22 protein-coding genes and 1 pseudogene are annotated in these 22,047 nt (G+C 67.9%); 8 read left to right on the top strand and 15 right to left on the bottom strand.

The features are described 5' to 3' along the window. Position 1: 1 nt before the first annotated feature. A complete protein-coding gene (locus tag ACMGFE_RS06715) occupies positions 2-2,170 on the top strand; it encodes a DUF7282 domain-containing protein (RefSeq protein ID WP_436924301.1) in 2,169 nt (722 codons plus the stop codon). 35 nt (positions 2,171-2,205) lie between these two features. Here the strand turns inward: ACMGFE_RS06715 and rocF are convergent, their stop codons facing one another. Then, positions 2,206-3,120: an arginase gene (rocF, locus tag ACMGFE_RS06710; RefSeq protein WP_436924300.1), complete on the bottom strand. Its 915-nt coding sequence runs from the start codon at positions 3,118-3,120 to the stop codon at positions 2,206-2,208. A gap of 97 nt (positions 3,121-3,217) precedes the next feature. Then, positions 3,218-4,138: an NAD-dependent epimerase/dehydratase family protein gene (locus ACMGFE_RS06705; RefSeq protein WP_436924299.1), complete on the bottom strand. Its 921-nt coding sequence runs from the start codon at positions 4,136-4,138 to the stop codon at positions 3,218-3,220. 178 nt (positions 4,139-4,316) lie between these two features. On the opposite strand from ACMGFE_RS06705, the gene ACMGFE_RS06700 reads away from it, so the two are divergent. From ACMGFE_RS06700 to ACMGFE_RS06690, 3 genes are all read left to right on the top strand, one after another. After that, on the top strand, positions 4,317-4,850 hold the full coding sequence (locus tag ACMGFE_RS06700; RefSeq protein WP_436924298.1) for an HTH domain-containing protein: 534 nt from the start codon (positions 4,317-4,319) through the stop codon (positions 4,848-4,850). A gap of 172 nt (positions 4,851-5,022) precedes the next feature. Further along, on the top strand, positions 5,023-6,186 hold the full coding sequence (locus tag ACMGFE_RS06695; RefSeq protein ID WP_436924297.1) for an NAD(P)/FAD-dependent oxidoreductase: 1,164 nt from the start codon (positions 5,023-5,025) through the stop codon (positions 6,184-6,186). 728 nt (positions 6,187-6,914) lie between these two features. Further along, positions 6,915-8,291: a hemolysin family protein gene (locus ACMGFE_RS06690; protein ID WP_436924296.1), complete on the top strand. Its 1,377-nt coding sequence runs from the start codon at positions 6,915-6,917 to the stop codon at positions 8,289-8,291. A gap of 30 nt (positions 8,292-8,321) precedes the next feature. Here ACMGFE_RS06690 and ACMGFE_RS06685 read toward each other — a convergent pair whose 3' ends face one another. The 5 genes from ACMGFE_RS06685 to ACMGFE_RS06665 all read right to left on the bottom strand — a co-directional run bounded on the left by ACMGFE_RS06685 (position 8,322) and on the right by ACMGFE_RS06665 (position 12,362). Beyond that, positions 8,322-9,203, bottom strand: a complete 882-nt coding sequence (locus ACMGFE_RS06685; RefSeq protein WP_436924295.1) for a nucleoside phosphorylase — start codon at positions 9,201-9,203, stop codon at positions 8,322-8,324. Further along, positions 9,200-9,589: a cytidine deaminase gene (gene cdd, locus ACMGFE_RS06680; protein ID WP_436924294.1), complete on the bottom strand. Its 390-nt coding sequence runs from the start codon at positions 9,587-9,589 to the stop codon at positions 9,200-9,202. The genes ACMGFE_RS06685 and cdd overlap by 4 nt, the downstream gene beginning before the upstream one ends. Positions 9,590-9,682: 93 nt before the next feature. Continuing rightward, on the bottom strand, positions 9,683-11,035 hold the full coding sequence (locus ACMGFE_RS06675; RefSeq protein ID WP_436924293.1) for a phosphopentomutase/phosphoglucosamine mutase: 1,353 nt from the start codon (positions 11,033-11,035) through the stop codon (positions 9,683-9,685). A gap of 172 nt (positions 11,036-11,207) precedes the next feature. Beyond that, entirely contained in the window at positions 11,208-11,939 is a 732-nt protein-coding gene (psmB, locus tag ACMGFE_RS06670) for an archaeal proteasome endopeptidase complex subunit beta (RefSeq protein WP_436924292.1), read from the bottom strand. A 126-nt stretch (positions 11,940-12,065) separates the two neighbouring features. Further along, on the bottom strand, positions 12,066-12,362 hold the full coding sequence (locus ACMGFE_RS06665; RefSeq protein WP_436924291.1) for a hypothetical protein: 297 nt from the start codon (positions 12,360-12,362) through the stop codon (positions 12,066-12,068). A 216-nt stretch (positions 12,363-12,578) separates the two neighbouring features. Between ACMGFE_RS06665 and ACMGFE_RS06660 the strand changes: the two genes are divergently transcribed. Beyond that, the gene (locus ACMGFE_RS06660) at positions 12,579-12,938 is read left to right on the top strand and encodes a DUF555 domain-containing protein (RefSeq protein ID WP_436924290.1); all 360 of its coding nucleotides are present in this window, start codon (positions 12,579-12,581) and stop codon (positions 12,936-12,938) included. Between the two features lie 21 nt (positions 12,939-12,959). On the opposite strand, the gene ACMGFE_RS06655 is transcribed toward ACMGFE_RS06660, so the two are convergent. The 7 genes and pseudogenes from ACMGFE_RS06655 to ACMGFE_RS06625 form a co-directional block, all read right to left on the bottom strand. Beyond that, the gene (locus ACMGFE_RS06655; RefSeq protein ID WP_436924289.1) at positions 12,960-13,862 is read right to left on the bottom strand and encodes a phosphoribosyltransferase HisG-related protein; all 903 of its coding nucleotides are present in this window, start codon (positions 13,860-13,862) and stop codon (positions 12,960-12,962) included. An 82-nt stretch (positions 13,863-13,944) separates the two neighbouring features. Continuing rightward, positions 13,945-15,138 (bottom strand): hypothetical protein, encoded by a 1,194-nt coding sequence (locus tag ACMGFE_RS06650; RefSeq protein WP_436924288.1) that lies wholly within the window; start codon positions 15,136-15,138, stop codon positions 13,945-13,947. A 141-nt stretch (positions 15,139-15,279) separates the two neighbouring features. Continuing rightward, entirely contained in the window at positions 15,280-16,134 is an 855-nt protein-coding gene (locus tag ACMGFE_RS06645) for an MBL fold metallo-hydrolase (protein WP_436924287.1), read from the bottom strand. Positions 16,135-16,235: 101 nt separating this feature from the next. Next, a pseudogene (locus tag ACMGFE_RS06640) lies at positions 16,236-16,352 on the bottom strand (YlbF/YmcA family competence regulator); the annotation flags it as partial. A 212-nt stretch (positions 16,353-16,564) separates the two neighbouring features. Then, positions 16,565-16,963, bottom strand: a complete 399-nt coding sequence (locus tag ACMGFE_RS06635) for a YlbF/YmcA family competence regulator (protein WP_436924286.1) — start codon at positions 16,961-16,963, stop codon at positions 16,565-16,567. A gap of 79 nt (positions 16,964-17,042) precedes the next feature. Further along, the gene (locus ACMGFE_RS06630) at positions 17,043-17,474 is read right to left on the bottom strand and encodes a hypothetical protein (protein ID WP_436924285.1); all 432 of its coding nucleotides are present in this window, start codon (positions 17,472-17,474) and stop codon (positions 17,043-17,045) included. 99 nt (positions 17,475-17,573) lie between these two features. Continuing rightward, positions 17,574-17,852 (bottom strand): hypothetical protein, encoded by a 279-nt coding sequence (locus ACMGFE_RS06625; RefSeq protein WP_436924284.1) that lies wholly within the window; start codon positions 17,850-17,852, stop codon positions 17,574-17,576. A 144-nt stretch (positions 17,853-17,996) separates the two neighbouring features. Here ACMGFE_RS06625 and ACMGFE_RS06620 point away from each other — a divergent pair, with 144 nt between their 5' ends. The 3 genes from ACMGFE_RS06620 to ACMGFE_RS06610 all read left to right on the top strand — a co-directional run bounded on the left by ACMGFE_RS06620 (position 17,997) and on the right by ACMGFE_RS06610 (position 20,088). Beyond that, a complete protein-coding gene (locus ACMGFE_RS06620; RefSeq protein WP_274322857.1) occupies positions 17,997-18,131 on the top strand; it encodes a hypothetical protein in 135 nt (44 codons plus the stop codon). A gap of 133 nt (positions 18,132-18,264) precedes the next feature. Next, positions 18,265-19,320: a diphthamide biosynthesis enzyme Dph2 gene (gene dph2 / locus ACMGFE_RS06615; RefSeq protein WP_436924283.1), complete on the top strand. Its 1,056-nt coding sequence runs from the start codon at positions 18,265-18,267 to the stop codon at positions 19,318-19,320. A 138-nt stretch (positions 19,321-19,458) separates the two neighbouring features. Next, the gene (locus tag ACMGFE_RS06610; RefSeq protein ID WP_436924282.1) at positions 19,459-20,088 is read left to right on the top strand and encodes an METTL5 family protein; all 630 of its coding nucleotides are present in this window, start codon (positions 19,459-19,461) and stop codon (positions 20,086-20,088) included. A gap of 85 nt (positions 20,089-20,173) precedes the next feature. Here ACMGFE_RS06610 and ACMGFE_RS06605 read toward each other — a convergent pair whose 3' ends face one another. Beyond that, complete coding sequence (locus ACMGFE_RS06605) at positions 20,174-21,868, bottom strand: rhomboid family intramembrane serine protease (RefSeq protein ID WP_436924281.1); 1,695 nt, start codon at positions 21,866-21,868, stop codon at positions 20,174-20,176. Positions 21,869-22,047: the final 179 nt, after the last annotated feature.

The raw sequence follows: 22,047 nt of genomic DNA, 5'->3' as shown, positions 1-22,047 counted from the left end.
TATGTACGATAGGCGCGCAGTTTCGACGTACGGTGTACTGTTCGTGCTCGCGGTCGCTGCCGTCGGAGCGACGGGGGCACCGGCGTTCGGAGCCGGACCGCCGGGATCGCTCGATGCCGACGCCGGAGCGGCGACCGCCGAGGACCGGTCGACGTGTCCGTCAGCGGCGGGAGTCTCCGCCGCCGGGTCGACCGCGGCAGCCGATGCCGGCGGTTCGGCCGCGCCGGCCGCGAGCGATCATTCGAGAGACAGCTATCCGGACGCGCCGCAGATGGACGTCGCGCGCGGCGACGTGGCGGCCATCGAGACCGGTATCGCGCGGAGCCGGACCGGGACGGTCAGGATCGAATCGGTCGACGAAGAGTTCAACGTGACGCTGACCTTCGCGAACAACGACGGCCGGAAGCCGGCGACGCTCTACGTCAATACCTACCTCGCCGGCAACGAGAGTGCGGTCGCCGGCCTGGCCTACACCGCCGGCGACAACGACCGCGTCGCCGTCGAGGAGCGCGACTCGGTCTCCGGCGCGCCGATGCCGGTCGGCGCCTACGACGTGACCATCGAGAAGCAGTCGGGGACCCAGAGGAAGCGGCTGACCATCGACGACCCCTCCGTGGGCGAGTTGACGCTCCTGCGCGCGCCGGGCGACCGGTTCGAGAACCTCAGTACGGACCGGGACGTCATCCAGGGCCGACAGTCCGGCCTCGTCTCCGACCCGCCGACGACCGACGACGGGCCCGCCGCCGCGCTCGGTGACACGATGGTCTACCGGCTGGAAGCGGGCGGACTCTACGGCCTCATGGCCGCGCAAGGCGGACAGACGGCCGAGGAGAACTTCCTCGCCGTCGCGGGCGACGGTGCGAAGGGGCAGGTGCTGGACCTGACGATCGACGGCCGCGACGGCTGTGCGCCCGTCGTGGACGTGCCCGCCAGCATCGGGGGAGGTACGATGCAGGTGATCCCGGACGCGACCAACGAGACGCTGTACGTCACCGCCGACCTGCGGCGGGTGACGTACGAGAGCGCCGACGGCTGGGGCGATCGATCGGTCGGTCGGGCCAGCGTCTCCGTGTTCGACCGTTCGCATCTGGTGGACTCGAACCAGACCAGCGGGGTCGACTACGGGATCCTGGAGCGCGAGATAACGTACGACCCGGCCGGTCAGGCGCTCCGTCGCGAGGCGGCTTCGGGCCAGACGATCGCGGGCGAGACGACGCTGGCGCCTCACAGCCGGCTCACGTTCGACGTCACGGCCATCGACGACGACTACGGAACCCAGGTGGAGACCACGGTCGACGGTGACGGGTCGTTCGCGACGACGGTCAACCTCTCCGAGGCGCCGGACGGCGCGCGATTGACCCTCTCGACCGCGGAGATCGACGGCTCGAAGACGCTGCTGACGACCGGTGGCGCACCCGAGACCGCAGTCTGGTTCCAGGAGTACGAGAGCCCGAGCACCGAGGAAGCGACCGTCATCGACGGGGTCCGCGCCGCGCTCGAAGACGGCGGGTACGTCGCGGCCTACGCCGTTCCGCCGGACGAACAGGTGACCCACGAGAACCTGGTCGGCCGCTCGACCTATCTGGAGCCGGGCGTCCACAGTACGCAGGTCAGCCTCCGCGAGCCGCTGACCGATAGCCAGACCGTCGTCCTCGCCGTCCACCGCGATTCCGACGGCGACGGGCGGTTCGACTACCCGGCCGACGACAGCCCCTACCGGATCGACGGGGACGCGGTCTACACCGCTGGCCGCGTCCTGCTGTCGGGCGATAGCTCGGATCCGCCGCGGAACCCGCAGTATCTCACCGTCGACCTCAGGCCCGCCGAAGACATCGAAGGAACGGCGGTCCCGACGGCGACGCCGACCGACGAACCGACGCCGACGGCGTCGCCCTCGCCGACACCCGAGTCGGTCGGGACGACGGAACTCCCGCCGCCGACGCTGCGCGGGGACGAGACGCCGACGGCGACGCCCGACCGGTCGGGAACGGTCGGCCCGAACGGCACGGCCGTCGGGACGGCCCCGAACGGGACAGTCGGACCGAACGGGACGACGGCGGGCACCACCGGTGACGGTTCGACCGAGGGGCTGGGTCCCGGCTTCGGGCCGGGCGCGGTTCTCGTCGCCGGGTTCGTGCTGGCGGTCGCTGCGCTCGCTCGGCGGTCCTGATCGGATATCGATCTCATCGCAGCGGCGGGACCGGTTCAGAGAATACGTTTCCCGAGCCCGCTCGCGGCGAGTTCGACGGCGAGTTCGGCGGTCCGGTTGTGGTCGTCGAGGATGGGGTTGACTTCGACGATCTCCGTCGACGCGAGGTCGCTTCCCAGTTTTCGCGAGACGATCTCCATGGCCGTGTGGCCCTCGCGGTAGGAGGCACCGCCGCGGACCGGCGTCCCGACGCCCGGGGCCTCGGTCGGGTCGAGAAAGTCCATGTCCAGGCTGACGTGGACGCCGTCCGTGCCGTCGGTGGCGATCTCGATCGCCTCGCGGGTGACGTTCGGGAGCCCTCGCTGGTCGACGTCGGTCATCGTGAACGCCGTCACGTCGCTCTCGCGGAGCGCGGCGCCCTCCGCGCCGTCCACGTCGCGGAGTCCGACGACGACGACGTTTTCGGGGTCGACGCCGGGCGCCTCGGCCCAGTCGCTGCCGGCAAACGAGCCCCGGCCGAGGATCGCGGCGATGGACATCCCGTGGACGTTCCCACTGGGCGTCGTCGCCGGCGTGTTGAAGTCGGCGTGGGCGTCGAACCAGATGACACCGAGGTCCCGGTCGCGCGCGACGCCGCCGACGGTGCCGATGGCGATGGAGTGGTCGCCGCCGAGGACGAGCGGGACCCGCCCGTCCGCGACGGCGCCCGCGACGTCGTCGGCGAGCCGCTGGCAGACGTTCTCGGTCGCAGCGAGGTACTTCGCGCGCCCCTCGGGAGGACGGCCGGATTCGGGGTCGGTCTGGGACGGACTGGGGACCGCGACGTCGCCGCCGTCTTCGCAGTCGATCCCGAGCGATTCGAGTTCGGCCGTGAGGCCCGCGTAGCGGATCGCCGACGGTCCCATGTCGACGCCGCGCCTGTCCGCACCGAGGTCCATCGGTGCGCCGAACACGCGCACTGGTCGGTCCATACGACGCCTCCGGGTGCGAACGCCAAAACGGTCGGGGACTTCGCCGACCCGGAGCACGAACGGGTCAGGAGCAGGCAGGCCGCCGCGTCGACGGTCGCTACCGATACTGTCGGCAGACTCGCTCGACGCCTTCCTCGAAGGAAATCGCCGGTTCCCAGCCGGTCGCCTCGCGCATCTTCGACGCGTCGGCCATCGTGTCGTGGACGTAGACCTCCTCGGGGATGGGGTTGTCCTCGTAGACCGGGTCGACGTCGGTGCCGAGCGCGTCGTTGAGCGCTTCGACGAGGTGGTCGAAGCTGTACTGCTGGCCGGTGCCGAGGTTGTAGACGCCGGTCAGTTCGTGGTCGGCGGCGAGCTCCAGGCCGCGGACGATGTCGTCGACGTGCGTGAAGTCACGGGTCTGCGTGCCGTCGCCCCAGATTTCGGGGCGACGCCCGTTGGCGATGTCGTCGGCGAACTGCGCGATGAGGTTGGCGTACTCCCCCTTGTGTTCCTCGGCGCCCTCCTCCATGCCCTGGTAGACGGAGAAAAACCGCATGCCCGCCATCGACATGTCGTAGTGGTTGGCGAAGTACTCCGCGTAGCGCTCGCGCGCGAGTTTCGACGCCTCGTAGCCCGTGTTGACCGTCACGTCCATGTCTTCGGGCGACGGCTCCGTCCGGTCGCCGTAGATCGACGAGGTCGACGCGTAGACGACGGTGTCACAGCCGTCCTGGCGCGCCTGGTCGACCGTGTTGACGAAGCCCTCGACGTTGACGCGCGCGCCGCGGGTCGGGTCCTCCTCGTGCATCGCGTACGAGGAGAGCGCGGCGAGGTGAAAGACGACGTCCACGTCCGTCGGGAGGTCCTCGTCGAGGACGCTTCCCTGGACGAACTCCACGGTGTCGTCGAGGTTCTCGGGCGTCCCGAGGTACCCGTCGTCGAGCGCGATGACCTCGTTGTCCTCGGCGAGGGAGTTTGCGAGGTTCGAACCGATGAACCCGGCGCCGCCTGTGACCAGAACGCGGTGTCCTTGCATATGCGCCGGTGTCGTCCGGAGCGTATTAAATAGCCGCCGTCTAATGTCGGTATCGAGATGTTTTACGGACGGGAAAAGCGCCGGACCGCACGAGGGCGCGGAGAAAAGACGGCGAAATTTCCCGCCGTCACGGCCGTCCACCGCCGGCTTTAATAAAATCAATGACCAAATCGAGAGTATGTCATCAATCGAGTTGACGCCCAGCCAGAAAAACATCCTGCAGGAGCTCGTTAATCTCTATCGGGAGTCCGAGAACGCAGTGAAAGGGGAGGACATTGCGGAGAAGGTAGACCGGAACCCCGGCACCATCCGCAACCAGATGCAGAGTCTGAAGGCCCTGCAGCTCGTCGAAGGCGTCCCCGGTCCGAAGGGGGGCTACAAGCCGACCGCCACCGCGTACGACGCGCTGCAGATCCAGGACATGGAACAGGCCGCGGACGTGCCGCTCGCGCACAACGGCGAGGACATCCCCGACGCGAACGTCGAGGAGATCGACCTCACCAGCGTGCACCACCCCGAACTGTGCCGCGCGGAGATCAAGCTCCAGGGCTCGATCGCGGACTTCCACGAGGGAGACACCATCACCGTCGGCCCGACCCCCCTCTCGAAGCTCCAGATCATCGGGACGCTCGAAGGGAAAGACGACACGAACAACAAGCTCATCCTGACCATCGACGACATGCGCGCGCCGGCGGGCGAACCCGAACACTGACGCGCGGGACCGCTTCGACGCCCGCGTTTTCCCTGTCTGTCCCCGAACGTCCGCTCGCAGAGACTCGTCGGCGCCCGTCGATCCTGTATATTCATGACAGACACGTCCGGATTCGGTCGATCCTCGGGACGGTTTCAAAGCCTTTGTATCGGCCGCCCACAGAGTCGGCGGTATGAGCGACAACGTCGTCGTGCTCGGGTCCGGTTACGCGGGCGCGGGTGCGGTCAAGAGCCTCGAGTCCCACCTCGACGGGCGGGCCAACGTCACCTGGATCTCGGACGTGGACTACCACCTCGTCCTCCACGAGTCCCACCGCTGCATCCGCGACCCCAGCGTCCGCGAGAAGATCACCATCCCCGTCGGAGAGATCAAGGACCCGTCGACGACGTTCCGACAGGGGACCGTCGAGGCCGTCGACACCGACGACCGCGTCGTCGAACTCGCCGACGGCGCCGACGTCGAGTACGACTACCTCCTCGTCGGTATCGGTTCGCGCACCGCGTTCTTCGGCATCGACGGCCTGAAGGAGTACGCCTACACCCTCAAGAGCCTCGACGACGCCCTCGCGATCCACGACGCCGTCTCCGAGGCGGCCGCGGCCGCGACCCGCGACGACCCCGCGACGATCGTCGTCGGCGGCGCCGGCCTCTCGGGCATCCAGACCGCCGGAGAGATCGCCGAATACCGCGACGACTACGGCGCGAACGTCGAGATCGAACTCGTCGAGGGGCTGGACCGCATCCTCCCCAACAGCGACCCGCAGCTCCAGGGCGCGCTCCGCAAGCGCCTCGAACAGGCCGACGTGAAGATCCACACCGGCGAGTTCATCGGCGAGGTCGACGAGGAGACCGTCTACATCGGCGACGACGCCGAGATGGACTACGACGTCCTGATCTGGACCGGCGGCATCACCGGCCGCGACGCCGTCGCCGACGCGAACGTCGACAAGGACGAACGCAGCAACCGCATCTTCTCGGAACAGACCTTCGAAACCGACGACGACCGCATCTTCGCCATCGGCGACGCCGCCATCGTCGACCAGCCCGGTGACGACCCCGCCCCGCCGACCGCCCAGGCCGCCTGGCAGGCCGCCGAGGTCGCCGGCGAGAACCTCGCACGCCGCGTCAAGGGCCAGCCGCTCACCGAGTGGACCTTCGACGACAAGGGGACCGTCGTCTCCGTCGGCGAGGAGGCCGTCGCCCACGACGTGAAGTACTTCCCGCTCTCGACGTTCGGCGGCAAGCCCGCCGAGCTCCTCAAGAAGGGCATCGCCGCCCGCTGGATCGCCGACGTCTCCGGCGTCGGCAACGCGCTCGACGCCTGGCCCGACATGTAGGAGCTATCTAGTTACCATCGTTTTCTCCGGAGAGTGTCCTCGCTCACTGCGTTCGCTGCGGGCACCCCATCTACTCACGGGCGGTGGGAGACGGCTTCACCGTCTTCATCGAGGCGGTTGCACCGCCTCGCAGCGCCCGTTCGCATAGTCCGAGGGACCTTCGGTCTTCGGTCTCTCGCTAGCCAAAAACATAGGCGAAAACGGCCGGACGACTCGCTCACTTCGGTCGCTCGCGTCAGGTGAACCGCGCCTCCCTTCGCTCGGTGCGGACGCTCAGTACAGGTAACTAATTTATCGGCTACTTTTCGGCATATAGGAGGGTTCGTCGGCAGTTGGGACAAACGTAAGGAACTGGCGTGAGGATTTCGTCTGCTCGCATACTACTAAGAAATCCGTCGTCTGACGCTTCTGAAACGATAGAGAGCGTTCCCATGACATCGGTTCCTTGTAACTTCATCTGCTCTAGGGATTCCTCGCAGTCTGGACAGATTTTCTCAGAAGGCACGTGTATAGTACGCCCACTACTCTCAAAAACTATTTTGATTTGTACTCACCGTCGGTTTTGGTTGGACGTGTTATCTCGCTGTTCGATGCGCAATCCCCACTGAGCGGACGGGGAGCTATCACTCGCGCCGACCCGTTCAAGCCACCACCGTTAACGGTACCCCCTTCCTACGAGCGGCCATGTACGAACCACGACACCCGCGAGCGTCGGTCCGGAGGGACCGATGGTAGACATCCTGTTCTCGGCGGGGCGGCTGCTCGCCGCGCTGTTCCTGGTCGCACTGAACGGCTTTTTCGTCGCCTCGGAGTTCGCCTACGTCCGCGTTCGCTCGTCGTCCGTCGACCAGATGGTCGCGGAGGGCCGAAGCGGCGCGGAGTTGCTACGGAACGCACTCGACAACCTCGACGACTACCTGGCGGTGACCCAGCTCGGGATCACGCTCGCCTCGCTGAGCCTCGGCTGGATCGGCGAACCGGCCATCGCGGCCCTGATCGAACCGATCCTCGGCGCCGTCCTCCCCGAAAACCTGATCCACCTCGTCGCCATCGGGATCGGATTCTCGATCATCACGTTCCTGCACGTCGTCTTCGGGGAACTCGCGCCGAAGACCATCGCCATCGCGCGGGCCGAGCAGATCGCTCTGTTCGTCTCCCCGCCGATGAAGTTCTTCTACTACATCTTCATCCCCGGACTGGTCGTCCTCAACGGGACGGCGAACTACTTCACGCGACTCATCGGCATCCCGCCCGCCTCCGAGACCGAGGAGACCCTCTCCGAAGAAGAGATCCTGACCGTCCTCACCCGCTCGGGAAGCAAGGGCCACGTCGACGCGAACGAGGTCGAGATGATCGAGCGCGTCTTCGAACTCGACGACATCTCCGTCCGCGAGGCCATGGTCCCTCGGCCGGACGTGGTGAGCGTCTCCTCGGACATGCCGCTCTCTGAACTCCGCACCCAGATCGTCGAAGAGGGACACACGCGCTATCCCGTCCTCGACGCCGACGATCAGGATCAGGTGGTCGGATTCCTCGACGTGAAAGACGTCCTGCGAGCGAGCGAGACCGCAGACCCCGACGCCGCGATCACCGCGGGGGACCTCGTGCGGGAGATGCCGCTGGTCCCGGAGACCGGTGCGGTCGACGACCTCCTGACCGAGTTCCAGACCGAACAGAGCCAGATGGCCGGAGTGATCGACGAGTGGGGCTCCTTCGAGGGCGTCGCGACCGTCGAAGACGTCGTCGAACAGGTCGTCGGCGACATCCGCGACGAGTTCGACGTCGACGAACGCGAACCGACGATCGACCGTGAAGCCGACGGGACCTACAGCATCGACGGAGGCGTCGTCCTCTCTGACGTCGAGGAGTCACTCGACGTCGAGTTCGGCACCGTCGACGTGGGAACGATGGGTGGGTACGTCCTCGACAGCCTGGGACGCGCCCCGGACGTCGGCGACCAGGTGGCCGTCGACGGCTACGAGTTCACCGTCGAAGAGGTCGACGGCGCCCGGATCGACGAAGTAAAAGCGCGGGAGATGGCCCCCGACGAAGTGGCCGAGGCCGACGGGCACGAATCCCCGCCGGCCGACGACGAGGCCGAGTGAGGCGGGAACGCCGACGGGTGACCCGGACGCTCACTCGACGTCCAGACCCACTCCAGGGTGCCACCTGTCGGCACCAGCCTCTTCGGCGGCAGCGTCCATGTCCGCGAGGATCGAGATGGCTTCGCTGGCGACCTTCGCGGCCTTTCGCTCGCCTTCCGTGCGGAACTCGCCGGTGACGCGGTTGGCGTAGACCGTACACACCGCGCCGGCCCGCAGGCCGTAGAGGTTCGCGAGCGTCAGCACGGCGGCGGCCTCCATCTCGAAGTTGAGGACGCCCGCCTCGCGCAGGTTCTCGACGAGTTCGTCGCTCCCGGCGGCCTCGAAACCGTCGAAGCCCGGGCGGCCCTGTCCGGCGTAGAAGCCGTCGGTGCTGGCGGTAACGCCGAGGTGATAGTCGTAGCCCAGACGCTCCGCCGCGGTGACGAGCGCGCCGACGACGCGGTCGTCCGCGCTCGCCGGGTAGTCCTCGCGGACGTACTCCTTGCTCGTCCCCTCCTGGCGGACCGCGCCGGTCGTGATGATCAGGTCGCCGACGGAGGCCTCCTCGCGAATCGCGCCGCAGGACCCCACGCGGAGGAGCGTGTCGGCGCCGACGCGCGCGAGTTCCTCGACGGCGATCGCTGCGGAGGGCGAGCCGATGCCCGTCGAGGTGACCGAGATAGGCGTTTCGTCGTAGGTCCCCGTGGCGGTCCGGTACTCGCGGTGTTCGGCGACGACCTCGTGGTCGTCCCAGCCGTCGGTGATCTTCTCGACGCGCTCGGGATTGCCGGGCAGGAGGACGCTCTCGGCCACGTCGCCCGGCCCGACTTCGAGGTGGTACTGCTCCTCCTGGTTCGGGTCCTCGCTGTCGGGGACGTCGTTCCGGGCGTCTGCGTCGGGCGCACTCTCCGCATCTTCGCCAGCGCCGCTCATCGCTCGACCATCTCCCGGGTGATCGTCTCCGGGATCAACTCGCCGAGTTCGTACTCGACGGGGCCCTCCTCGCCCTCGCAGACGACGACGAACGATTCGTCGCAGAACTCCGCGAGGGACTGGCGGCACATTCCGCAGGGCGTGACACCGTCCTCGGCGGCCGACGAGACGGCGATGCGGTCGAACTCGCGGTGGCCGTCGCGGACCGCCGAGCCGAGCGCGACCTCCTCGGCGTGGAGGCTGTTGCTGTAGTTGGCGATCTCGACGTTACAGCCGGTGTAGACGCTCCCGTCGGCCGTCCGAAGCGCCGCGCCGACGGCGTAGTCGGAGTACGGGGCGAACGCGGCGTCCACCGCGTCGCGGGCCGCGTCCAGTAACTCGCTCATGCCCAGGGAAAGGGCCGGTCGGGACTAATAGCCAGCGGCCGCGGCCGTCGGCCGTCTCACTTTACCGCCTTCGGGGGAGCCTCAGAACTCGGCTCACGCGTCGTCGACGGCGCCGCGGACGACGCCGGTGACGGTCTCGACGAGCGCGGAGACGTCCTCGCTCTCGGCGTAGACGCGGACGTACGGTTCCGTCCCGCTGGGGCGAACGAGCGTCCACGACCCGTCGGGGAGTTCCAGCCTGACGCCGTACTCTGTGTCGACACTCGCGTCCGGGAACTCCCCGGGCAGGCGTTCGGTGACCAGATCCATCGCCGCGTCCTTGCGGTCGTCGGGGCAGTCGACGCTCACTTTCCGGTAGGGACGCTCGTTCACGGGGTCGCGCAGGACGGCGAGACCGGGGCCGGCGACGAGTCGCGCCAGGACCGCGGCGCTCGCGACGCCGTCGATCCACCCGCCCAGCGCGGTGTGGATGTGTTTCCACGGCTCGGCGGCGAAGACGACCGCGGTGTCGTCGGTACCGCTCTCCCGTACCTCGGCGATGCCCTCGTGGAGCGCGCCGAGTCTGACGCGCTCGACCCGGCCGCCGGCGCCGCGGACGCGCTCGTCGATCCGCGCCGAGGCGTTCGGCGTGGTGACGACGACCGGGTCACCGGCCTCGCTCTCGGCGACGTAGTGTTCCGCGAGGATGGCGACGACGGTGTCCTCGTGGACCACCTCGCCGCTGGCGTCGACGACGACGATGCGGTCGCCGTCGCCGTCGTGGCCGAACCCCAGTTCTGCCCCGCCCTCCGCGACGTACGAGCGCAGGTCACGCAGGCTCTCGGCGGTGGGCTTGCTCTCGCGCCCGGGGAAGTGGCCGTCGACGTTGGCGTTGATGGCCGTCACGTCGGCGCCGAGCGCGCGGAGTACCTGCGGCGTGGCGAGGCTGGCCACCCCGTTCCCGCAGTCGACCGCGACGGACAGCCCGTCCAGGGGCTCGCCGTACTCGCGAGCGTACTCCGCGACCGCGTCGCGGTAGGCGCCGAGCACGTCGGCGCGCACGGTTTCGCCCCACTCGTCCCAGGCGACCGGGGACGACCCCTCGTCGACGCGTCGTTCGACCCGCGCTTCGCCGGCGTCGTCGTACTCCTGGCCGTCGGCGAAGAGTTTGATCCCGTTGTCCGCGGGCGGGTTGTGGCTCGCCGTCAGCATGACGCCGCGGCGGTGCTGTGCGGCGTAGGCGACCGTCGGCGTCGGCACCTGGCCGATCCGGGTCACGTCCGCCCCGGCGCTCAGCAGCCCCGCTTCCACGGCGGCGGCCAACCCCTCACCGGTGGTGCGGCCGTCCCGACCGACGACGAACGAGTCGCCGTCGTCGCCCACCGCCCGCCCGACGGCCAGCGCGAGTTCCGGCGTGACCCTCGACTGCGCGTCGCCGCGGATACCCGCCGTCCCGAACAGATCCATACCCGTCCCACGGCGCGGCCCCCATTAATCGTAGCGGCTGACGGTCGCGATTATCGGAGGGAGGGGACTTCGAGTCGTCGAGGCCTGCCCGCATCCCCCAGCGTCGTCGAACACTGCATGGGCTATCCGGCGCAGTCGCTACGCGGCGTGAAAACGAGAGAACTGGGGCGCGTTACTCGACGCCTTCGAAGTTCGGGTAGCCCTCGATCTCGACGCCCTCGCCTGTGACCTCGGCGATGTAGACGCCGTTGCCGGAGCCGGTGTCGCGCTCGGCGGCGGCGCGGACGCCGGCGACTGCGGCGCTGCGAGCCTCCTCCATGCTCATGCCGTCCTCGTAGCGGTCTTCGAGCGTCCCGTAGGCGACGGTGAGCCCGGAGCCGGTGATCGTGTAGTCGTCTTCCATGACGCCGCCGGCGGGGTCGATGGAGTAGACGTGCGAGCCCTCCTCGTCGACGCCGCCGAGGATCGGGTTGATGGCGAAGAAGGGGCCGCCGCGGGCGAAGTTACCCGCGAGCGTCGAGAGCGCCGTCATGCTCATGTCCTCGCCGCGGCGTGCCTCGAAGAGGTCGACCTCGGCGCGGAGCGAGCGGATGAACGACTGGGCGCCGCCGACGGAGCCGACGAGCGTCAGCGCGCCGGTCGGGTGGATCTGCTCGACCTTCTGGACCGTCTTGTTGGAGACGAAGCGGCCTCCGAGCGAGGCGCGCATGTCCGTCGCGATGATGACGCCGTCCTCGGCCGTGATGCCGATGGTAGTCGTCCCGGTCTCGGCGACCTTGCTCTGGTCGCCCTCCGGGGACTCGTCGGGGAACGAACCGATCTGGGGCTCTGTCGGATCGGGGATCCCGGCGTCGTGGCGCTGCAGATTTTGCGAGAACTCCGAACCGGCGGATGGGTCGCGCATGGTAGTCGGGTATCAGTCCTGTGCTGATAAAACCATCTTTTCGGTCGCCCCCGGTCGCTGTCGTCGGATGATCGCAGTCGCTCGGGACGTGCGAAACAACGGTGAAAAGCGGTTCGTCTCGGTCGATCAGGCGGTTCGCGTGTCCATCTCCTCGTACTTGTCGTTGATGCGGCTGACTGCGCGGTGAGCGGGGAGCGTGACCCCGACTTTGCGCATGACGAGCGCCAGCGGCAGCAGCAGGATTCCGGCAAACAGGGTCAACTGGTACAGTGCGAACACGACTGCACGGTTCAGGGTGGACGCCATCGTGATGTAGTCGTCCTCCGGCAGTGCCAGTACATAAGCTTTTCTCCCGAAGCTCGGCAGTTGATAATCGATCGTGAAGGATAACCCCGCCGCGGTCTTGCGATTAGCGGATTGCATCGATCGACAGCGTCGAACCGGACGCGGCGGGTCGAACGGGGTAATGGTCGGCTTGGTACGACCGGCTATCGTCATAAGTTATGACCATCATTCCGGTCACGTGCGCACCGGCGAACGGCGTGCAGTCGCGGCAGCCACTCGACGGCGTTCCCGGTCCAGCGATGGTGTCGAACGCGGATCAAAAACAGGATTACGGAGAAACGCCGAGTGGGGTGTATGAACTACATCGTAGTGATGGAAGCCGCCTGGTTGGTTCACGACGTCGAGAACATCGACGACGCCATCGGCGTCGCCATCAGCGAGGCCGGCAAGCGGCTCAACCAGAAGGACATGGACTACGTCGAGGTGGGCGTCGGCGCGACGAACTGCCCCGCGTGCGGGGAGCCGTTCGACTCGGCGTACATCGCGGCCGACACGGCCCTGGTCGGGCTCGTCCTGGAGATGGACGTGTTCAACGCCGAGAGCGAGGAGCACGCCCAGCGCATCGCGAAGAGCGACGTCGGTGGCGCCCTGCGCGACGTCCCGCTGGACGTCATCGCGACCGAGATGACCGAAGGCGACGACGAAGACGAGTAACGCGCTCCGCGCCGGTGACCGTCACTGCGTGACCAGTCGCGTCCCCGTCTCCGCGGTCACGAGCAGGTCCGCGACGCGCTCGACCGCGTCCGTGACCTCCGGTTCGCTTCTCAGGAGGACAGTTTCGCTCGGGAACAGGTGTTCGCCGACTTCGAGCCCGTGGTCTCGCGCCGTCGACCCCGAGACGGTGAGGTACACGCCGATCCCCGTCTCGGCGATAGCGGCCTCCTCGGACTGACCGTTCTCCGGGTAACAGAACTCGATCCCGTCGGTCGCGCCCGTCCCGAGCACGCCCTCTACCAGTCGCTCGTATCGCGGGGAGATGCAGAGGTCGCCCTCGTAGGCGTCGACGAACGCGCGCGTCAGGTCGGCGTCGTGCTCGCGGGCCACCTCCGGCGTCGCCAGCACGGAGTGCCAGACCGTGTCGCCGAGACCGGCGACCAGGCGGACGTCCGTGTCGCGCGGATCGACGCGCTCGTTCACGTCGCCGAGTTCCGCCAGCGGCTCATCGCGGAGTTCGACCACTTCCTCGAGGAAGAGGTCGGCGCTGTCGAACCCCAGCGGCATCTCGTGTTTCCGGAGCGCGCGGAACGGCTCCTCGCGTCCGACGAGGCGGAGCGTCAGGTCGTCGTCGACCGGGACGGCGACGCTGTCGAAGACGATCCGGCGGGGCATCCCCTGGCGGTCGTCCCTGACGAGCGTGTACTCGGGCGCGTGCGGGTCGGCGTCGTCGCTGTAGGTCGCGAGTCGCTCGTAGACGTCGCCGGTCGCGGACTGGTCGCCCTTCGTGACCGCTTTCTCGTATCTGAGCGTCGAGATCACGTCGTCGGCGAGGCCGGCGACGCCCGTCTCGTCGGCCAGTCGGTCGAGAACGGCTTCGAGCGGTCGTCCCTTCCGCGGCACGGCGACGCTGACGGTCGTCATTGATATTCCGCACGTGAGCGGCCCGTAAAACGAGTCCGATCTCCGCCGGTTCCACTCGGATACGGCGCCCGTCTCGGAAGCGTTAGCTGCCGCCGATGACGGAGGAGAGCTGTTCGCGCCACTCTTTGAGCTCCTCGATCTCGTCGTTGATGTCCTCGATGTCGGCCTTGACGTCCTCGACGTCGATGTCGCCGATCTGCCCTTCGAGGTCGTCGATGTCGCCCTCGACGTCGCCGACCGACTCCTCGACGGACTCGACGTCGTCCTGGACGGCCTCGACCTCCGACAGCACCTCGTCCATGTCCGACTGGAGCGAGTCCATCGACGACTCGACCCCCTCGACGGTGCTCTCGACGCTCGACAGCGACTCTTCGTGGCCCGAGGTCATGTCCCGGACCTCCTCCAGCTCGGACTCGAAGGACTCGACCTCCTCGCGGAACTCCTCGATGATCTCGTCGCCCGTGCCGTTCTCGTCCAGGAACTCCTCCAGCGCGCCCGTGTAGGCGAGCAGGTCCGACACCTCGGTCTGGAGGTGCTGGATGCGCGCGTCGACGCTGCCACCGGAGTCGTCGGCCAGGTCGAACGCCTTCCGGAGCAGTTTGACGTCCTCCGCGTCGACGTTCTGGTTGCGGATCTCGGTCGCGAGCGCGCCCACGAGCGTGTCGACGTCCGCGTCGTCGAGCGCGACGCCGCCGCCCGAGGAGCCGCCGCCCGAGGAGCCACTGGAACCGGAGGAACCGCCGCTGTCGGCGGGCTCGTTCGGGTCTTTCAGGTCGAGGGTCTCGACGTCGTCGCCCTCGTCGCCGTCGTCTGCGTCGTCGAGGCCCGGGACGGCGTCGCTGTCGCCCGAGATGACGTCGCGGACGACGTCGCTGCCCTGTTCGTCGACGACGGCGCCGCCGCCGTCTTCCAGCGGCGGGTCTACCTGTTCGATCCGCGGCTGCGTGAGGAACTGCTCGACGTTGTCGGTCCCGGTCGCGCGGATCCCGTAGACCGTCGTGTACTCGGCGCCCGCCTCGAGTTCGCGCTCGAAGGTGATCTGGTCCTCGTCGATAGTCCAGTACTCGCTCCCGTACTCGGGGTGAAAGCCCAGGTCCTCGACCGCGACGTCCTCGGGCACGTCGTCGACCAGCGTCACCGTCACCGTCTCCGAGCGCGCGGACTGGATCTCGAAGGCGATGGCCGGCACCGGGAACTCGTCTTCCTCGAACCGCTTGTCCACCGTCACCCCGTGGGCGGAGACCGAGACTTTCTCGTATTGCTGTGAATCGCTCATGTGTTGTCCCTCGTTTAGCGACCAACTTAATGATACTTATTGTCCGGGTTCCGTCATTTCAGGCGAGAGTTGAGAACAGGCGGGATTTCCGCCGATAACAGATCGAACGACAGGGGCTGTCCGAGAGCGCCGGTCCGGGGGTTAGAGGTCGAACCGGTCGCCGATCTCGACGATCTCGAGCGTTCCGGGGTACTCGAAGCTCGCAGCGTGGTTGTGCAGGACGGTCGGCTCGGTGGTCATCCCCTTCCACATGTCCCAGTGAGTCGGGACCAGCGTGTCCAGTCGCAGGTGGTTGGCCGCCTCGACGATCATGTTCTCGTTGTTGTACCACTGCGTCCGCACGGGCTCGCCCGTCTCCTTGTCCGGGATGTTGCCGATGGCGCCGAACGCCAGCGCGCCCACGTCGATGTCGTAATCCGCGCCGACCTGTTCGAACTCGCCGGGGCGCGCGTCGCCGCCGTGGAAGAACGTGCCCGCCTCGTGTTCGAACACCAGCGACACGGGGTGTTCGGCGTCGGGGTCGTTCGCCGGCTCGACGTGGACGGTGAACTCGCCGACCTCGACCGTATCGCCCTCCGCAATCTCGTTCAGTTGGTCGTCGCTCACGTCCCAGTTGCCGGTCCAGTCCTCGTCGGCGATCACGTCGTGGCCGGAGTCGGTCGTGTAGTACTCCGCGCCCGTGTTCGCGAGGATCGGCCCCTGACTCGGACCGTGGACGTGGTCGACGTGCTCGTGCGTCCCGAAGATAGCGTCCGCCTCCGCGACGTCCTCCGGGTCGAACGGGACCGGGATCATCCGGATCGTCCGCGGTGGCTTCCCGATACCGACGTACGGGTCGACGAGCACCGTCGTGTCGTCGCTCGCCTTGAGGACGAACCCGTTACAGCCGAGATACCAGATGGCGACGGTGTCCGGCGACGCCTCCTCCACCGCGCGCGGCAGCCAATCGCCCCAGTCGCTGTCCGACGTCTGTCCCCAGTCGGGATCCGTTGTCATACGACATCCTGCGAACGGCCGGGGTTAAGCCTTTACGAACGGGTCATCGGGCACGAAGACAGCGTCTCCGCACGCCGAGAACCGAAAAATCGCCGCCGGTGTCAGTCCTCGCAGCAGCCGCCGGCTTTGCCGCCGAAGTCCACGGACAGGGGATCGGAGATGATCTCGTTGAGCTCCTGCAGGCGCAGTTCCAGTTCGCTCTGGACCTCGAGGTATTCGAGGACCCACCTTTTTCGACGGAGCCTCGTCGCGAGCCGAGGGCTCGCTCCTCGACCCCGTCGAAAAATCTGGACCAAAAAGCCGCGCGCTCACCTCGTTCACGGGTCACTTCGTTCCCCGTTCACGTCGAGGCGCTCCTTGCAGTCGCGCCTCGCACCGTTCGCGCTCGGAGAAACGGCTCGCTTCGCTCGCCGTACGATCGCCGCCGGTGTCAGTCCTCGCAGCAGCCGCCGGCTTTGCCGCCGAAATCCACGGACAGGGGATCGGAGATGATCTCGTTGAGCTCCTGCAGGCGCAGTTCCAGTTCGCTCTGGACCTCGAGGTACTCGGACATCTTCGGTCGCTCGTGGAGTTCCTCCTGGGCGTCCTGGAGGGTGCGGAGGTCCTCGCGGGTGGCCTCGCCCGTCTGGCGCGCGAGCATGAACTCCTCGCGGATCTGCTCGAACTCGCGGATCTCCTCCTGGAGGTCCTCGTCGGCCTCGACTTTCTCTTTGGCCTCCTGGTATCGCTCGTAGAGGGGCATGTCCGCGATCCGTTCGCCGAGTTCGCGGGCCAGCGCGTCGACGTCCTCGCCCGCGTCCGATCGCGCGGCGTCGGTCTCGATGCTCATTCTACTCCTCTTTCGTTCTTCGCAGTTTTCAAGGTGCCGACTCCGGGCGCTTCCGCAGGCTCGGCGACGCCTGGACCCCTCACCGGTCAGTGAGGTCGTCGGCGTCCAGCGGTCGGAATCCGAGGCGGCGCCGCACCCGGTCGCGGAACGCCGCTGCCGTGGCGACCGGATAGGCGACCGCGAGCGCCCCGGCACGGGCGGCGACGGTGGTGGGAAGCGGGACGTCGAGCGAGCGCAGGAGCGCGAGTCCGGCCAGTCCCGCGGCGCCGCTGGCGACGTACAGCGCGACGACGAAGACGGCCAGCCGCCGGTACGACCAGTCGCCGGCGACGAACGGGTAGCTCCCGCCGACGGCGACGACGGCCGCGGCCGTCTGGGGCGGGCCGGCGAACAGCGTCGCCCTGGCGACCAGCGCGTAGACGACAGTGAACGCTGGAACGAGAGCGAGATAGAGCCCCAGCGTCGCGAGGAGGAAGTCGACCGTCGCCGTCGCCCACGATCGGACCGTCATATTGGGTGCTGCGTCCCCGAGCGCCAAAGCTTCGCCGGCCGGCCGGGCGCGACGGCGACGGCCGCACCGGCTACGGCGGGCGACCGCTCCACGGCGGTGCTACCCCACGAGCAGCGGATCCAGCGCACTCATCGCGAGCGCGAACGAGACCCAGAAGGTCACGAACGCCAGGGGCGCGGGGTCGATCCCGTCGGACACCTCGCGGTCGGCCTGGTGCAACGGCCGCCCGTGCCAGGTGTCGGGCACCCGTTCCTGCGTCGAGAAGAAGCGCGTGCGAACGGCAAGTCTGGTGACCGCGAGCGCACAGCCGGCCGCAAACGCCGCCGAGAGGACGAGGACGACCGCCATCCGGAGGGCCGACGCGATGGGGACGTTCATCGGCTGACACTACCCAGACCGGGCGAATAAGTGTGACGCGGTCGAGCGATCTCGGACCCCAGGTCGGTCGACGGCGAGCGGTCGAGACCGGCCCGGTTCGCTGGTGCCAGAGGGCTTTTCCGGCCGGCCCCCGAACGCGTAGATATGGTGTCCGAACTAGTGGTCGGTGGGTTGCTCGCCGTGCTGGTGTTCGGCTTTCTCCGATTCCAGGACCACATCGTCTCCGCGCTGACCCGCTCGGGAAGCGGCGACGACACGCTCTCCATCGAAGACCCCTGATCGGAGTCGTCCGCCCTCCGAACTCGCGTCCTCGCCTTCCTCCAGATCCGTCCGAGCGTCGATGTTGTCACGGCGTCACAGCGCCCAGTCTCGACCGCGGGGGTTTTACCCCGCCAGCGGGTACGAGGGCCCAATGAGCCAGGAATCGCCGGAACGAACCGAGGGAGACCTCACCAAGACGGGGATGTCGCTCCGTCACGACCGCGAGTGGGACTACGAGCTCGACCGGATCGTCGAGGCCGTCGAGGAACGAGACGCGGAGACCGTCGGCCTGCAGTTCCCCGAAGGACTCAAGCGCCGCGGCCCGCGCGTCGCCGACGACCTCCGCTCGGAGCTCCCCGACGGCGTGAACGTCATGATATCCGGACAGCCCTGCTACGGGGCCTGCGACCTGGACACCTACCTGATGCGCCGGACGGACGTGTTCGTCCACTTCGGCCACAGTCCGATGAAGGAGTCGGACAAGATCATCTACGTCCCCCTCTTCTCGAACGTCGACGTCTTCCCGATCATGGAGCGCGCGGTCGACGAGCAGCTCGCGCCGGCCGAGGAAGACCCCGACGTGGGCCTCGTCACGACCGCCCAGCACATGAACAAGTTCGACGAGATGCGCTCGTGGCTCGAAGAGCGAGGCTACACCGTCCACACGCGCAAGGGCGACGAACGCCTCACCCACGAGGGGCAGGTCCTGGGCTGTAACTACGCCAGCGCGGACGTCGACGCCGACCAGATGCTCTACGTCGGCGGCGGCAAGTTCCACCCGCTGGGCCTCGCGATGGAGCATCCCGACAAGAAGGTCGTCATCGCCGACCCCGTCAACAACGCCGTCTCGGTCGCGGACACGGAGAAGTTCATGAAGCAGCGCTACGGCGCCGTCCACCGCGCGATGGACGCCGAGGAGTGGGGCGTCATCTTCTGCACGAAGATCGGCCAGGGCCGCTGGGAGACGGCCCAGGAGATCGTCGAGGAGAACGAGAACGCCTACCTCCTCACGATGGACGAGGTCACCCCCGACCGGCTGACCAACTTCGGACTCGACGCCTACGTCAACACGGGCTGTCCGCGGATCACCACCGACGACGGCCCGCAGTTCAAACAGCCGATGCTCACGCCCCAGGAGTACCGCATCGCCGTCGGCGAGGAACCGCTGGAGGCCCTGGAGTTCGACACCTTCCACGACACCTGGTAGTCGGGTTCCGACGCCGTCCGACCGCACCCGGGAGATTACTGCTGGGCATTCGACAACGTTTTTGCATACGCGGGAGATATTGTTACCGATGACCGACACGGGACGCGCGGGCCGACAGTCGAGTCGCCGGGGGGACCGATGAGCACGAAGACCCGGCTCGCACAGCAGCTGGGAGTCGTCGCGGGCTTCGAGGACCCGCGGGTCGACCTCGAACAGTATCGGACGCCGCCCGACATCGCGGCGCACCTGATCCACACCGCCGACCTGCACGGCGATATCGAGGACAGGATCGTCGTCGATCTGGGGACGGGAACCGGGATGCTGGCGCTCGGCGCGGTCCTTCGGGGACCGAAGTCCGTCGTCGGCCTCGACCTCGACCCCGATCCGCTCGCGACGGCGCGGGCCAACGAGCGCCGCGTCGCCGCTCACGCGGACGTCGAGTGGGTCCGCGGCGACGCGACGGAGGTCCCGCTCGCCCCCGACGGGCCGACGACGGTCGTGATGAACCCGCCGTTCGGCGCCCAGTCCGGCAACGAACACGCCGACCGCGGCTTCCTCGCCACCGCCGCGGCGATCAGCGAGGTCTCCTACTCGATCCACAACGCCGGCAGCGAGGACTTCGTGGAGTCGTTCGCGGCCGACAACGGCGGCACGGTCACCCACGCCTTCGCCGCCGAACTCGATCTCCCCCACCAGTTCGAGTTCCACGACGCCGCCTCACAGACCATCGACGTGGAAGTCTTCCGGATCGTCTGGGACGACGACTGAAACGGTCGGACGTCCCGTCGGGGCCCTTCGCCGTCGGTGCGACGAGCCGCGATCAGTTCCGCGCCGTCCGGACGACGGGACGCGATCAGTCCTGCTGTGCGCGTGGAATTGCTTTCTTCGCCACGCGGACCCGGGTGCGGTTGTGAACGGCGAACAGGTCTCTGCCCTCCCGATCGATCGTCAGCCCGCCGACCCTCGTGGCGTTCGACTGAGCGGGGATGGGCGACCGGCCGCGCACCGTCCCGTTCTCGGTAACGACGACTTCGAACCCCTCGGCCGCCGGGACGATGGACACGTTCCGTCCCGCGATCACGGGCTCCGCGCGGACCCGGTCCGTCGCGTACGCGAGTATGCCGCGTTCGCCCTCTTCGCGGAGTTCGACGGCGTAGGCCGACCCGTTGCCGACCAGCGACCACCCCTCGCGGTGGGCGTACACCGCTTTCCGCCAGCCGAGGCCGCCCACCCTGACCGTCGCTCGCCCGTTGTGGGCGAGCTGGCCCTTCGAGACGGCTTCGATCCAGACCCGGCGCCGCTCGCTGAGGACGACGATCCCGCTGGACCGGATCCCCCTGGACTCGCCGAACAGGTACTCGTTGGCCAGCGAGACGTACTGGTTGGGGACGCCCTCGACGTAGGTGACGGTGTAGTCCCGGACCTCGACGGTCTCGGCGTCCTCGGGGAGGTCGCCGGAGATGGTCGTCAGTCCGAACGGGACCGCCATGGCGCTGAGCAGGACGAGCGCGACGACGAGGGTGCGGACAGCCGTGCCGCGAGTCGGGCGATCGAAACCGGAATCGCCGAGTTGCGGCACCAGCGATCGGTTCGACGCGGACACGCCGGTCGCGATCAGCGCGGCGAACAGGAAGACGATTCCCACACCGACCGCCCGGAAGAGGACGTACGTGTTCGCCCCGAGCGGCGTAAATATCGCCCACAGCGACTGACGGATGCCGAGGACCAGCGCGGCGAACCACAGGTACAGCGGGTTCGGGTAGTCGTCTCGGCGCGCGAGCAGCGCGATCCCGACGACGACACCCAGCAGGATGCCGATCGCGTGACCCTGGATCGCGATGTCCGCCCACCACGGCGAGATGAACCCCGGCCTCGGCTCGCGAGTGACCACCGGGTTCCGAAGCCCGGCGTACACCAGGTCGACGACCCGTTCGGCGACGAGGACGAACACCGTGAGCAGCGGCCGCGTGACCATTCCGAACCCGACGTACGCGTAGACGACACCGGAGAAGCCGATCACCGGGCCCATCGAGAAGAGCCCGGTGAAGATCCCCGCGAAGAACGACCCGACCGGGACGGCCAGCAAGCGGACGAACGGGTTGGTCAGCGGCGTCGCGAACGACTCCGAGCCGCGCTCGTCGGGGTAGTGGCCCACGTAGTACTCGACGATCGGCGCGAACAGGAGCGTCCCCGTCAGGTTTCCGGTGATGTGTCCGACGCCGTTGTGCGCGAACCCGGCAACGAGCGTCCCGAGCGGGTAGAAGTACGACCACGATCGGAACGGGATGACCATCGGGTTCCGCGGGTGCGCCCACCCGCCCTGGACCACCCAGTAGACGAGCAAGACGCCCAGAACCGTCAGCAGCGTCCCCCACGGGACGCCGAGGACCCAGCGCCGCCTGAAACGGTCGCCCCACCGCGGCTCGTTCGGCGTGAGGTATCGGACGACGGCGAGCGACCCGACGACCGCGACGACGAGGAAGGTCGGTTGCCAGGGGACCAGCCCGAGAATCCATCGAGAGACCGACGCAGGCAGCGACTGCAACATAGGCGCCACAAAGCAGGCCGGTAAGTTATCCTTGGTGGCGACGCCGAGGCTGCCATTCCGTAATTCGACTGTCCCGTAATTCGACCGTCCCGTAATTCGACCGTCCCGTAATTCGACCGTCCCGTGATCCGGCCGTCGATGTCGGATCCGGTCGTCCCGTGATTCGGCCGTCCCGCACC

Source organism: Halosimplex amylolyticum (assembly GCF_051414035.1).
GTDB lineage: Archaea > Halobacteriota > Halobacteria > Halobacteriales > Haloarculaceae > Halosimplex > Halosimplex amylolyticum.
This window is presented reverse-complemented; position numbering and strand designations above follow the sequence as displayed.

Coding starts and splice junctions, on each gene's coding strand:
- ACMGFE_RS06715 (WP_436924301.1), top strand. CDS start 2: ATGTACGATAGGCGCGCAGTTTCGACGTACGGTGTACTGTTCGTGCTC.
- rocF (WP_436924300.1), bottom strand. CDS start 3,120: ATGGACCGACCAGTGCGCGTGTTCGGCGCACCGATGGACCTCGGTGCG.
- ACMGFE_RS06705 (WP_436924299.1), bottom strand. CDS start 4,138: ATGCAAGGACACCGCGTTCTGGTCACAGGCGGCGCCGGGTTCATCGGT.
- ACMGFE_RS06700 (WP_436924298.1), top strand. CDS start 4,317: ATGTCATCAATCGAGTTGACGCCCAGCCAGAAAAACATCCTGCAGGAG.
- ACMGFE_RS06695 (WP_436924297.1), top strand. CDS start 5,023: ATGAGCGACAACGTCGTCGTGCTCGGGTCCGGTTACGCGGGCGCGGGT.
- ACMGFE_RS06690 (WP_436924296.1), top strand. CDS start 6,915: ATGGTAGACATCCTGTTCTCGGCGGGGCGGCTGCTCGCCGCGCTGTTC.
- ACMGFE_RS06685 (WP_436924295.1), bottom strand. CDS start 9,203: ATGAGCGGCGCTGGCGAAGATGCGGAGAGTGCGCCCGACGCAGACGCC.
- cdd (WP_436924294.1), bottom strand. CDS start 9,589: ATGAGCGAGTTACTGGACGCGGCCCGCGACGCGGTGGACGCCGCGTTC.
- ACMGFE_RS06675 (WP_436924293.1), bottom strand. CDS start 11,035: ATGGATCTGTTCGGGACGGCGGGTATCCGCGGCGACGCGCAGTCGAGG.
- psmB (WP_436924292.1), bottom strand. CDS start 11,939: ATGCGCGACCCATCCGCCGGTTCGGAGTTCTCGCAAAATCTGCAGCGC.
- ACMGFE_RS06665 (WP_436924291.1), bottom strand. CDS start 12,362: ATGCAATCCGCTAATCGCAAGACCGCGGCGGGGTTATCCTTCACGATC.
- ACMGFE_RS06660 (WP_436924290.1), top strand. CDS start 12,579: ATGAACTACATCGTAGTGATGGAAGCCGCCTGGTTGGTTCACGACGTC.
- ACMGFE_RS06655 (WP_436924289.1), bottom strand. CDS start 13,862: ATGACGACCGTCAGCGTCGCCGTGCCGCGGAAGGGACGACCGCTCGAA.
- ACMGFE_RS06650 (WP_436924288.1), bottom strand. CDS start 15,138: ATGAGCGATTCACAGCAATACGAGAAAGTCTCGGTCTCCGCCCACGGG.
- ACMGFE_RS06645 (WP_436924287.1), bottom strand. CDS start 16,134: ATGACAACGGATCCCGACTGGGGACAGACGTCGGACAGCGACTGGGGC.
- ACMGFE_RS06635 (WP_436924286.1), bottom strand. CDS start 16,963: ATGAGCATCGAGACCGACGCCGCGCGATCGGACGCGGGCGAGGACGTC.
- ACMGFE_RS06630 (WP_436924285.1), bottom strand. CDS start 17,474: ATGACGGTCCGATCGTGGGCGACGGCGACGGTCGACTTCCTCCTCGCG.
- ACMGFE_RS06625 (WP_436924284.1), bottom strand. CDS start 17,852: ATGAACGTCCCCATCGCGTCGGCCCTCCGGATGGCGGTCGTCCTCGTC.
- ACMGFE_RS06620 (WP_274322857.1), top strand. CDS start 17,997: ATGGTGTCCGAACTAGTGGTCGGTGGGTTGCTCGCCGTGCTGGTGTTC.
- dph2 (WP_436924283.1), top strand. CDS start 18,265: ATGAGCCAGGAATCGCCGGAACGAACCGAGGGAGACCTCACCAAGACG.
- ACMGFE_RS06610 (WP_436924282.1), top strand. CDS start 19,459: ATGAGCACGAAGACCCGGCTCGCACAGCAGCTGGGAGTCGTCGCGGGC.
- ACMGFE_RS06605 (WP_436924281.1), bottom strand. CDS start 21,868: ATGTTGCAGTCGCTGCCTGCGTCGGTCTCTCGATGGATTCTCGGGCTG.